We start from the raw sequence: 11653 nt of genomic DNA on the forward strand, positions 1-11653 counted from the left end.
CTGGCGGAGGCTGAGCGGTTGACCCCACGTCTCAAGGGCTACACACCTATCGCCATAGAAGACTCGTCTCATTGGGGAAATTCCATGCGCAATCGACTGATGCGGGCCGCCTTGCCCGCCCTGGTGCTGGCCGCAGCCGTGCCGGCCCTGGCTCTGCCCGCCGCCGCCCTCGCCCAGGACGCGGCTCCGACCTACCAGCAGCCGCCGCAGCCGATCGCTCAAATCCTGGACGCCAAGCCGAACCCGGGCGTCAGCGTCAGCCCGGACCGCAAGACCCTGCTGCTGACCGACCGCTCAAACCTGCCCAGTATCGCAGAACTGTCTGAGCCGATGCTGCGACTGGCCGGTTATCGTATCAACCCTCGCAACAACGGCCCGGCCAACAGCCGCGTTTCCTGGCTGACGGGGCTCAGCTTCCAGTCGATCGACGGCGGCCCCGCGCGGCCCGTGTCGGGTCTGCCCGCCAATGCGCGCCTGACGAACACCAGCTGGGCGCCGGACGGCAAGACGGTCGCCTTCCTCGTCAACGTGCCCGGCGGACTGGATCTGTGGGTTGCTGACGTCGCCCAGGCCAAGGCGCGCAAATTGAACGGACCGATGGTTAACGCGGCCTCAGGCGCGGGCTTCTCGTGGCTGCCGGACTCGTCTGGCCTGCTGGTCCTGGCCGTTCCAGCCGGTCGCGGCGTGGCGCCGAACGTCGAGCATCCGCCCGAGGGCCCCATCGTGGCCGAGACGGGCGGCCGCGCCGCCCCGGTCCGCACCTATCAGGATCTGTTGTCCAATGCGGGCGACGAGGCCCTGTTCGACTATTATTTCACCAGCCAGCCGACCGTGGTGTCGCTGAACGGCCGCGCCCGTACTGTGGGCCAGCCGGGCGTCATCCTGGGCGTCTCGAACTCGCCGGATGGCCGCTACATCCTGCAAACGCGGGTGAAGAAGCCCTACAGCTATGTCGTGCCGGCCAGTCTGTTCCCGTCTGAAATTATCGTCACCGACCTGAACGGCCGCGAGGCGCATCGCGTCGCCGACCTGCCGTTGCGGGACAATGTGCCGACGCCGTTTGACGCGGTGGCGCCGGGGCCGCGTTCGGTCCAGTGGCGAGCGGACGCCGACGCCACCCTGGTCTGGACCGAGGCTCAGGACGGCGGCGATCCGCGCACCGCCGCCGAGGTGCGCGACCGCGTCTTCATGCTGCGCGCGCCGTTCAACGACCGGGCGCAGACTCTGCTCGACCTCAAAGAACGCTACGCCGGGACCACCTGGGGCCGCGACGATGTCGCCATCGTCAACAGCCGCTGGTTCAACACCCGCCACGAGACCCGCACCCTGGTCGATCCGTCGAATCCGGGTCAGGGTCGCGTCCTGGTCGATCGCAACTATCAGGACCGCTACAACGATCCGGGCTCGGTGATGACAGAACCGAACGCGCGCGGCCGCTCGGTCATGCGCTTCAACGCCGACGGCTCAAAGGTCTTCGTCGAGGGCGACGGCGCCACGCGCCAGGGTCAGTATCCTTTTCTTGATTTGATGGACCTGAAGACCGGCGAAACGGAGCGTCTGTGGCGCTCGGCGCAGGGCGAGTATGAGACCGTGGTCGGCGTGCTGGACGAGAACGGCCGAAAGCTGGTGACCTACCGCGAAAGCCGCACTGATCCGGCCAACCTGCGGGTGCGCGACCTGGATGGCGGCGTGACGGCCCTGACCGCCTTCCCGGACCCTGCGCCGCAACTGGCCGGTGTCAGCCGAGAACTGATCACCTATACCCGCGAAGACGGCGTGCAGCTGTCAGGCACGCTGTATCTGCCGGCTGGTTACGACAAGGGCCGTGACGGCCCGCTGCCGTTGCTGATGTGGGCCTATCCAGCCGAGTTCACGGATGCCGCCGTGGCGGGGCAGGTCGTGGATACCGACAACCGCTTCGTGCGGCCCGGCGGCTCCAGCCACCTGTTCCTGCTGACCCAGGGCTACGCCATCCTGGACAACCCGACGATGCCGATCATCGGCCGCGACGGGGCCGAGCCGAACGACACCTACATCGAGCAACTGTCGGCAAGCGCCAAGGCGGCGGTCGACGCCGTGGTGGCCTTGGGCGTGGCGGATCGCGAACGCATCGCCGTGGGCGGGCACAGCTACGGCGCCTTCATGACGGCGAACCTGTTGGCGCACACCGACCTGTTCAAGACCGGCATCGCGCGTTCAGGCGCCTATAACCGCACCCTGACGCCCTTCGGCTTCCAGGCGGAGCAACGGTCCTATTGGGAGGCGACCGAGACCTATAACGCCATGTCGCCCTTCACCTACGCCAACAAGGTGAACGAGCCGATCCTGCTGATCCACGGCGAGGCGGACGCCAACTCGGGCACCTTCCCGATCCAGACGGAACGCTTCTACGCCGCGCTGAAGGGCAACGGCGCCACGGCGCGCTATGTCGTTCTTCCCAAGGAGGATCACGGCTATCGCGCGCGGGAATCGGTCGGCCACACCCTGTACGAGATGGGCGCCTGGCTGGATCGCTGGATGAAGCCGACGGCGATCGCTGGACAGGAGTGATCAGCGATCCCACTCCGGCGTCTCTCCGTAGAGGCCGGACAGGAATTCGATGAAGGCGCGGACGCGGGTTTCGGCCCGCGCCCGCCCGGCCGTCAGGGCGAAGATCGCCACGTCCGACGATCCGGCATACTGCGGCAGCACCACCTTCAGCCGCCCGTCGCGCAGTTCGTCGCCGACGTCCCAGGTCGAGCGCAGGGCGACGCCGCCGCCCGCCAGCGCCAGCTCGCGCGCCACTTCGCTTGAGTTGGTGCGCACCCGGCTGCGGGCGCGGAAGACGACGGGGCCTTCGGGGCCTTCCAATCGCCAGATCGACTGGTTCTCGGCCGCCAGCTGAGCATGGCGGCGCAGGTCGTCCAGACCGCCCGGCGCGCCGTGCTCGGCCAGATAGTCGGGCGAGGCGCACAGCACTCGCCGGTTCGGCGCCAGGCGATGCATCAGCGGGTTTTCCGCCTCATAGCCGCCGATCCGCACGGCCACGTCCACGTCCTCGGCCATCAGGTCCACGAAGGCGTCGGTCAGGTTCAGCTCCAGCGTCAGGCGGGGTTGCGCCGCCAGGAAGGGTTGCAGCAGCGGCGCCAGCCGCCGCCGTCCGAACGAGGTCGGCGCCGAGACGCGCAGTAAACCGCGCGCCTGCGTCGTGCGGCGCGACACCACGGCCTCCAGATCCTCGACCCCCTCCAGCAGTTGCGCCGCGCGGTCATAGACCAGCCGCCCGGCCTCGGTCGGGGCCAGACGGCGCGAGGTGCGCTCGATCAGCCGCACGCCCAGCCGGTCCTCCAGCCGCGCCAGCCTGCGCGAGGCCACGGCGGGCGACAGGTCCAGCCGACGCGCGGCGGCGGACAGGCTGCCTTCCTCCAGCGCCCGGACGAAGATTTCATACTCGGCCAGCATGGCGGGGTCTCATCATTGCATATTTGGCAAAGATAGACGCCTTCCTTAGCCGTGGATAGCGCGCGCCGCGCGGCCTAGTCTTCAGCCTGAAGGAGACCGCCATGTTCGACGCCCCCAAGACCCCCGCCGATGCCTATGTCCGCCACGGCAGCCTGAAGGTCGCCGCCGAGCTTGACGCCTTCGTTCGCGATCAGGCGGCGCCGGATTCGGGCGTCAGCGCTGACGCCTTCTGGGCCGGTGTCGAGGGGCTGCTGGCTCAGTTTAGCCGCCGCAACCGCGACCTTTTGGAACGCCGCGACCAGTTGCAGAGCAAGCTGGATGCCTGGCACCGCGCCTATCCGGGCCAGCCGGATCAGGCGGCCTATCAGGCCTATCTGCGCGAGATCGGCTATATCGAGCCAGAGCGCGACGGCGTGCGGGCTGAGACGGCGAACGTTGACCCCGAGATCGCGACCCTGGCCGGGCCGCAATTGGTCGTGCCCCTGACCAACGCCCGTTATCTGCTGAACGCCGCCAATGCGCGTTGGGGCAGCCTGTACGACGCGCTTTACGGCACCGATGCGCTGGGCGAGGCGCCGAAGGCGGGCGGCTATGACGTCGAACGCGGCGCCAGGGTCATCGCCCGCGCCCGCGCCCTTCTGGATCAGGCGGCGCCGCTGGCGACCGGATCGCACGCACAGGCCGTGGCCTATCGGGTCGAGCATGGCCGGTTGATCGTGACGCTGGACGGCGGGCTGGAGACGGGGCTGGCCGGCGTGGATGTGTTCGCGGGCTATTCGGGTAAGGCCGACGCGCCGTCGGGGGTTCTGCTGCGCCACAACGGCCTGCATCTGGAGATCGTGATCGACCGCGCGCACCGCATCGGCGAGAGCGACTCAGCGGGCGTCGCCGATGTGCTGGTCGAGGCGGCCCTGTCGGCCATCGCCGACGCTGAGGACAGCGTCGCCGCCGTCGATGCGGCGGACAAGCGGCTGATCTACGCCAACTGGCTGGGCCTGATGCGCGGCGATCTTCAGGCCGATTTCCAGAAGGACGGCCGCACGGTCGAGCGGCGCCTGAACCCCGATCGCGTCTATACGGCGCCGGATGGATCGCGGGTGGCGCTCAAGGGGCGCAGCCTGATGCTGGTGCGCAACGTCGGCCTGCACCTGACGACCGACGCCGTGCTGGACGCCCACGGGCGCGAGACGCCCGAGCATCTGCTGGACATCGCCATGACAGGTCTGATCGGCCTGCACGACCTGCGTCGTCCGGCCGAGGCGCGCAACAGTCCGGCGGGCTCGGTCTATGTGGTGCGGCCCAAGATGCACGGCTCGGACGAGACAGCCTTCGCCGACGAGCTGTTCGGCGCGGTCGAGACCATGCTGGGCCTGCCCGCCCTGACGCTGAAGATGGGCATCATGGATGAGGAGCGCCGCACCAGCGTCAATCTGATGAACTGCATCGCGGCGGCGAAGGGCAGGGTGGTCTTCATCAACACCGGCTTCCTGGATCGCACGGGCGACGAGATCCACACGGTGATGGAAGGCGGCCCCGTCGTCCGCAAGGAGGCGGTGCGCGAGACCGGCTGGATCAAGGCGTATGAGGACCGCAACGTCGACATCGGCCTGAAGGCGGGCCTGTCGGGCCGGGCCCAGATCGGCAAGGGGATGTGGGCCGCGCCGGACCGCATGGGCGACATGCTGGCGGCCAAGGCGGGCCATCCGCGCGCGGGCGCCTCGACGGCGTGGACGCCCTCGCCGACGGCGGCGACCCTGCACGCCCTGCATTATCACGAGGTCGACGTCTGGGCGCGTCAGGCCGAGATCGCTAAGCGCGCGCCGACCGGGCTGACGTCTCTGCTGACTCCGCCGTTCGCGACCGGAACGCCGGGCGCCGACGAGATCCGGCAGGAGCTGGACAACAATGCGCAGGGCATCCTCGGCTATGTCGTGCGCTGGGTGGATCAGGGCGTCGGCTGCTCCAAGGTGCCGGACGTCCACGACGTGGGCCTGATGGAGGACCGGGCGACGCTCCGCATCTCCAGCCAGCATCTGGCCAACTGGCTGCGCCACGGCGTCACGACCGAGGACGAGGTCATGGAGGCGCTGAAGCGCATGGCCGTGGTGGTGGATCGCCAGAACGCGGGCGATGCGGACTATCGCCCCTTGTCGCCGGGGTATGACGGCCCGGCGTGGCAGGCGGCCTGCGATTTGGTGTTCAAGGGCAGGGAGCAACCGAACGGCTACACCGAACACCTGCTGACCCACTGGCGCCGCAAGGCGAAGGCGCAGGGCTGAACACCACATCAATATGCGCTCAAGCAGCGAGGCGTCGTGCGCCGAGCGCTAGCGCAACCAAAAAGGGGCGCGACCGGCCGGCCGCGCCCCTTCTTTATGGGACGATGGGTAGCTCTACGCCTTGGCGCCCGCGTTACCCTTCGCCAGTTCGCGGTTCAGCCACAGGGCCAGCAGGGTGCAGACGGCGCCTGACAGCAGATAGGCGCCGCCCGCCACCAGGCCGAACTTGCCTGACAGCGCCAGCGCCGCCAGCGGGGCGAAGCCCGCGCCGAACAGCCAGGCCAGATCCGACGTCAGGGCCGAGGCGGTATAGCGATTGGTCAGGCTGAAGCTGGAGGCGATCGAACCCGAGGCCTGGCCGAACGACAGGCCCAGCAGGATGAAGCCCAGGATCATATAGGTCAGCTCGCCCGCCGGGCCGCCGTCCAGAAGCTGGGGCGCGAAGCCCGAGAAGGCGGCGATGCCCGCCGCCGTGACGGCTAGCAGGGCGCGTCGGCCGTAGCGGTCGGCCAGCCAACCCGAGGCCATGATGGCGATCAGGCCGAAGACGGCGCCGATCAGTTCGATCATCAGGAAGCGGCTGGGCGCCTCGTCCGTGTAGAGGAAGACCCACGACAGCGGGAACACCGTGACCATGTGGAACATGGCGAAGCTGGCCAGGGGGGCGAAGGCGCCGATGACGATGCTTCCGCCTTCTTCGCGCACGGCCTTGGTCACGGGCGTGGGATGCAGCTCCAGCGTCTTGAAGGCGGCCTGGAAGGTGGGCGTCACCACGATGCGCAGGCGCGCGAACAGGGCCACCACGTTGATGGCGAAGGCCACGAAGAACGGGTAGCGCCAGCCCCAGTCCATGAAGTCGGCGGCCGACAGCTTGCTGAGGAAGTAGGCGAACAGGGCGCTGGCCACGATCAGGCCGAAGGGCGCGCCCAGTTGCGGCGCCATGGCGTACCAGCCGCGGCGCTTCTCGGGCGCGGCGACGGCCAGAAGCGAGGCCATGCCGTCCCAGGCGCCGCCCAGGGCCACGCCCTGACCGATCCGCAGGGCGATCAGCACGGCGGCCGACCAGTGACCGACCTGCGCGTGTCCCGGCAGGAAGCCCAGGCAGACGGTCGACAGGCCCAGCAAGAACAGGGCGATGGTCAGCTTGGTCCCGCGCCCGAAGCGCCGGTCGATGGCGATGAACAGGGCGGTGCCGAAGGGGCGGGCGATGAAGGCCACGGCGAAGACGGCGAAGGACAGCAGCGTCCCGCCCAGCGGCCCCGCATAGGGGAAGACCAACTGCGGGAAGACCACGACCGAGGCGATGGCGTAGACGAAGAAGTCGAAGAATTCCGACGTCCGGCCGATGATGACGCCGATGGCGATTTCGCCCGCGTCGATTTTGCCGTCTCGCGCGTTGATCCGGCTGGCGTCCCGTTCAAGGGGCTCTGAAGAAGGCGCGCCGCTGGCTGCGTTCATGACCGATGAGGCTCCAGGAACCGGGGCGCACGCGCGCCCGCGACAATAGAATGTTGAAACAGCCCCTTTGCTCCCGATGGTCGGAGCAGGGGATAGGGCAGATTGTCCAATGTCGCCTGTTCGGGGGCGGGGTTACGGGGCCTGCACGATGACCGTGCCCTTGCCTCGAACCTCGACTGGAGCCGCCGTGCGCCGACTGCGCCCCCTGTTGCTGTTGCCCCTTCTGGCCTTGCTGCCCGGCTGCGAGGCCGTGGTCCTGGCGCCCGCCGGCGACATCGCCGCCCAGCAGCGCGATCTGCTGGTATGGTCGGTGGCGCTGATGCTGATCATCGTCATTCCGGTGATGGCGATGATCGTCTTCTTCGCCTGGAAATATCGGGAATCGAACCGGGAAGCCCGGTACGAGCCGGACTGGGACCACTCGACCCATCTGGAGCTGGTGATCTGGGCCGCGCCGCTGCTGATCATCATCTGCCTGGGCGCCATCACCTGGGCCGGGACGCACCTGCTGGATCCCTATCGCCCGCTGGACCGCATCGCTGAAGGCAAGGCCGTCTCCGAAGATCATCGCCCGCTGCAGGTCGAGGTGGTGGCGATGGACTGGAAGTGGCTGTTCATCTACCCCGAATACGGCATCGCTACGGTGAACGAGCTGGCCGCGCCGGTTGATCGGCCGATCCGCTTCCACATCACCTCGACCGGGGTGATGAACTCCTTCTACATCCCCGCCCTGGCCGGTCAGATCTACGCCATGCCGGGCATGGAGACGAAGCTGCACGCCGTCATCAACCGTCCGGGCGAATACGTCGGCTTCTCGGCCAACTATTCCGGCGACGGCTTCTCGAACATGCGCTTCGCCTTCCACGGTCTGGATCAGGCCGGCTTCGATCAGTGGGTCGCGGGCGTGCGCGCCGCCGGTCAGGGTCTGGATCGCGACACCTATCTGGAGCTGGAGAAGCCCAGCGAGAAGGTGCCGGTCATCCACTACGCCTCGGTCGACGACCGTCTGTTCGACGCCGTGGTCAACATGTGCGTCGAGCCGGGCAAGATGTGCATGGGCGAAATGATGGACATCGATCGCAAGGGCGGTCTGGGTCTGACGGCGGTCAAGAACACCTTGCCGCTGGTCTATGACAAATACGCCCGTCGCGGCGACGCCGTCTTCGGCGCGGGCGAGTCCTATGTGATGACGCTGTGCACCCCGCTGGAGGCCGAGGCCGCCGCCGTCGAGGCCGCCCGCCGCCGTCAGGCCTTCGGCGAGGACGTCGCCCGCGACACCCCGCTGAACCGGGTCATGGGGCAGGGGCTGCAACGCCCCGGCCGATCCGAACCGAACGAGCGTTTCGCCTCCCTCTTCTCCGCGCCATCCACGGCGTCCGCGCCCGCCGCGTCGCAATCCTGAGCGCCTGAACGATCATGACTGTCGAACAAACCTCATCGCCGCTTCTGGGTCGGTTGAACTGGGACTCGCTTCCGTTCCACGAGCCCATTCTGGTCGCCACCTTCGCCGTCGTCGTCATCGGCGGGCTGGGGGTGCTGGCCCTGCTCACCCGCTACAGGCTGTGGGGCTATCTCTGGAAGGAGTGGTTCACCACCGTGGACCACAAGAAGATCGGGATCATGTACATGATCCTGGGCCTGATCATGTTCCTGCGCGGCTTTGCTGACGCCATCATGATGCGGATTCAGCAGGCCATGGCCTTCGGCGGGTCCGAGGGCTATCTGAACGCCCACCACTATGACCAGATCTTCACCGCCCACGGCGTGATCATGATCTTCTTCGTGGCCATGCCGATGATCACCGGCCTGATGAACTATCTGGTGCCGTTGCAGATCGGGGCGCGGGATGTCTCCTTCCCCTTCCTGAACAACTTCAGCTTCTGGATGACCACGATGGGGGCCGTGCTGGTCATGGCCTCGCTGTTTATCGGCGAGTTCGCGCGCACCGGCTGGCTGGCCTATCCGCCGCTGTCGGGCATCGACTACAGCCCCGGCGTCGGGGTCGATTATTATATCTGGGCGCTACAGGTGGCGGGGGTAGGGACAACCCTGTCCGGCATCAACCTGATCGCCACCATCGTGAAGATGCGCGCGCCGGGCATGGGCCTGATGAAGATGCCGGTCTTCACCTGGACGTCGCTGTGCGCCAACGTCCTGATCGTGGCGTCCTTCCCGATCCTGACGGCGACGCTGGTCCTGCTGTCGGCGGACCGCTACGTGGGCACCAACTTCTTCACGAACGACTTCGGCGGCAACCCGATGATGTACGTGAACCTGATCTGGATCTGGGGCCACCCCGAGGTCTACATCCTGATCCTGCCGCTGTTCGGCGTCTTCTCCGAAGTCACCTCGACCTTCTCGGGCAAGAAGCTCTTCGGCTACACCTCCATGGTCTATGCGACGGTGGTCATCACCATCCTGTCCTACCTGGTGTGGCTGCACCACTTCTTCACCATGGGCTCGGGCGCGTCCGTGAACTCCTTCTTCGGGATCACGACGATGATCATCTCAATCCCGACAGGGGCCAAGCTGTTCAACTGGCTGTTCACCATGTACCGCGGCCGCATCCGCTTCGAGCTGCCGATGATGTGGACGGTCGCCTTCATGCTGACCTTCGTGATCGGCGGGATGACGGGCGTCATGCTGGCGGTGCCGCCGGCGGACTTCGTGCTGCACAACTCCCTGTTCCTGATCGCCCACTTCCACAACGTCATCATCGGCGGGGTGCTGTTCGGCCTGTTCGCCGCCATCAACTACTGGTGGCCCAAGGCCTTCGGCTTCAAGCTGGAGAAGAAGTGGGGGTTAGTCAGCTTCTGGTGCTGGGTGGTCGGCTTCTGGATGGCCTTCATGCCGCTGTATGTCCTGGGCTTCATGGGCGTGACGCGGCGGATGCGGGTCTTCGACGATCCGGCCTATCAGATCTGGTTCATCATCGCGGGCGTGGGCGTGGCCATCATCGCCGTCGGCATCCTGGCCATGCTGATCCAGTTCGCCGTCAGCATCATCAACCGCGACAAGCTGCGCGACGAGACGGGCGATCCCTGGCACGGGCGCACCCTGGAGTGGGCCACCTCGTCGCCGCCGCCGGACTACAACTTCGCCAAGACGCCGATCATCCACGACGGCGACGCCTGGTGGGACATGAAGGCGCGCGGCTATGAGCGCCCGACCGCTGGCTTCAAGCCGATCCACATGCCGTCAAATACGGGGGCCGGGTTCATCCTGTCGGCGCTGTCGCTGATCCTGGGCTTTGCGCTGATCTGGTACATCTGGTGGTTGGCGGCGGCGAGCTTCGCGGCGCTGATCGGCTACGCCATCTTCCACACCTTCAACTACAAGCGCGACTACTACATCCCGGCCGAGACGGTTCAGGCGACCGAAGACGCGCGCACCAAGGCCCTGGCGGCCGCAGCAGCGACGCGAGGGTAAGATCCGATGAGCCACGCACCAACCCTCAACCCCGACTATGTCGACGACGCCGGGCGGCCGATCTTCCACCCGGTAGAGGAGCCGCACCACCCGGAAGGCCACAGCACCATGCTGGGCTTCTGGATGTATCTGATGAGCGACTGCCTCATCTTTGCGATCCTGTTCGCCGTCTACGCCGTGCTGGGCGGCAACTATGCGGCGGGCCCGGCGCCCAAGGATCTGTTCGACCTGCCGCTGGTGGCGGTGAACACGTCGATGCTGCTGTTCTCGTCGATCACCTACGGCTTCGCCATGCTGGCGATGTACCGCAACAAGGTGGCGCAGACGCAGGTCTGGCTGGCGGTCACGGGTCTGTTTGGCCTGTGCTTCCTGGGGATCGAGTTCTATGAGTTCGCCCACATGATCCACCTGGGCGCCACGCCCCAGCGCAGCGGCTTCCTGTCGGCCTTCTTCATCCTGGTGGGCACGCACGGCCTGCACGTCACCTTCGGCGTCATCTGGCTGGTCACGCTGATGATCCAGGTGGGTCAGAAGGGCCTGATCCAGGCCAACAAGCGCCGCCTCATGTGCCTGAGCCTGTTCTGGCACTTCCTGGACGTCATCTGGATCGGCGTCTTCACCTTCGTCTATCTGTTCGGGATGCTGCGATGAGCGCTGAAGCCCACAATGAGCACGCCGTGGACCATCACGACGATCACCACGGCGACGACCATGATCACGGCACCTACAAGGGCTATCTGATCGGGTTCACCCTGTCGGTCGTGCTGACCGCCATTCCGTTCTGGCTGGTCATGGCCGGGGTGCTGGCGCCGCAGTTGACGGGCCTGATCATCACCGCCTTCGCCGTGGTGCAGATCGTGGTCCACATGATCTTCTTCCTGCACATGAACCATAAGTCTGAGGGCGGGTGGAACATGCTGGCGCTGATCTTCACCCTGGTGATCGTGGTCATCGCCGTCGCCGGTTCGGTCTGGGTCATGTATCACCTGAACACCAACATGATGCCCGTCCACGACATGCAGGGGATGGGCTGAGCCCTCTCGCAC

8 protein-coding genes are annotated in these 11653 nt (G+C 66.8%); 6 read left to right on the top strand and 2 right to left on the bottom strand.

Annotated elements, in window-relative coordinates:
• The first annotated feature begins 84 nt into the window (after positions 1-84).
• The gene (locus EGK63_RS04315) at positions 85-2550 is read left to right on the top strand and encodes a prolyl oligopeptidase family serine peptidase (RefSeq protein ID WP_243637565.1); all 2466 of its coding nucleotides are present in this window, start codon (positions 85-87) and stop codon (positions 2548-2550) included.
• On the opposite strand, the gene EGK63_RS04320 is transcribed toward EGK63_RS04315, so the two are convergent.
• On the bottom strand, positions 2551-3441 hold the full coding sequence (locus tag EGK63_RS04320) for a LysR family transcriptional regulator (protein ID WP_125900078.1): 891 nt from the start codon (positions 3439-3441) through the stop codon (positions 2551-2553).
• A 101-nt stretch (positions 3442-3542) separates the two neighbouring features.
• On the opposite strand from EGK63_RS04320, the gene EGK63_RS04325 reads away from it, so the two are divergent.
• Positions 3543-5720 carry a malate synthase G gene (locus EGK63_RS04325; RefSeq protein WP_125900079.1) on the top strand — a complete coding sequence of 726 codons (2178 nt, stop codon included), beginning with the start codon at positions 3543-3545 and terminating at the stop codon, positions 5718-5720.
• Positions 5721-5834: 114 nt separating this feature from the next.
• Here EGK63_RS04325 and EGK63_RS04330 read toward each other — a convergent pair whose 3' ends face one another.
• Positions 5835-7178: an MFS transporter gene (locus tag EGK63_RS04330; protein WP_125900080.1), complete on the bottom strand. Its 1344-nt coding sequence runs from the start codon at positions 7176-7178 to the stop codon at positions 5835-5837.
• Between the two features lie 148 nt (positions 7179-7326).
• On the opposite strand from EGK63_RS04330, the gene cyoA reads away from it, so the two are divergent.
• Genes cyoA through cyoD form a run of 4 tightly spaced genes read left to right on the top strand, consistent with a single transcriptional unit; the run spans position 7327 to position 11641 of the window.
• A complete protein-coding gene (gene cyoA, locus EGK63_RS04335) occupies positions 7327-8580 on the top strand; it encodes a ubiquinol oxidase subunit II (RefSeq protein WP_243637566.1) in 1254 nt (417 codons plus the stop codon).
• Positions 8581-8594: 14 nt separating this feature from the next.
• On the top strand, positions 8595-10607 hold the full coding sequence (gene cyoB, locus EGK63_RS04340; protein WP_125900081.1) for a cytochrome o ubiquinol oxidase subunit I: 2013 nt from the start codon (positions 8595-8597) through the stop codon (positions 10605-10607).
• A gap of 6 nt (positions 10608-10613) precedes the next feature.
• A complete protein-coding gene (gene cyoC / locus EGK63_RS04345) occupies positions 10614-11258 on the top strand; it encodes a cytochrome o ubiquinol oxidase subunit III (protein ID WP_125900082.1) in 645 nt (214 codons plus the stop codon).
• Positions 11255-11641 (top strand): cytochrome o ubiquinol oxidase subunit IV, encoded by a 387-nt coding sequence (gene cyoD / locus EGK63_RS04350; protein WP_125900083.1) that lies wholly within the window; start codon positions 11255-11257, stop codon positions 11639-11641. The genes cyoC and cyoD overlap by 4 nt, the downstream gene beginning before the upstream one ends.
• Positions 11642-11653 lie beyond the last annotated feature (12 nt).

The organism is Brevundimonas sp. 357 (assembly GCF_003938605.1).
Classification (GTDB): Bacteria; Pseudomonadota; Alphaproteobacteria; order Caulobacterales; family Caulobacteraceae; genus Brevundimonas.

Bases quoted from the DNA above. Each gene is read 5' to 3' on its own strand.
- EGK63_RS04315 (WP_243637565.1), top strand. From the start codon at position 85: ATGCGCAATCGACTGATGCGGGCCGCCTTGCCCGCCCTGGTGCTGGCC.
- EGK63_RS04320 (WP_125900078.1), bottom strand. From the start codon at position 3,441: ATGCTGGCCGAGTATGAAATCTTCGTCCGGGCGCTGGAGGAAGGCAGC.
- EGK63_RS04325 (WP_125900079.1), top strand. From the start codon at position 3,543: ATGTTCGACGCCCCCAAGACCCCCGCCGATGCCTATGTCCGCCACGGC.
- EGK63_RS04330 (WP_125900080.1), bottom strand. From the start codon at position 7,178: ATGAACGCAGCCAGCGGCGCGCCTTCTTCAGAGCCCCTTGAACGGGAC.
- cyoA (WP_243637566.1), top strand. From the start codon at position 7,327: ATGACCGTGCCCTTGCCTCGAACCTCGACTGGAGCCGCCGTGCGCCGA.
- cyoB (WP_125900081.1), top strand. From the start codon at position 8,595: ATGACTGTCGAACAAACCTCATCGCCGCTTCTGGGTCGGTTGAACTGG.
- cyoC (WP_125900082.1), top strand. From the start codon at position 10,614: ATGAGCCACGCACCAACCCTCAACCCCGACTATGTCGACGACGCCGGG.
- cyoD (WP_125900083.1), top strand. From the start codon at position 11,255: ATGAGCGCTGAAGCCCACAATGAGCACGCCGTGGACCATCACGACGAT.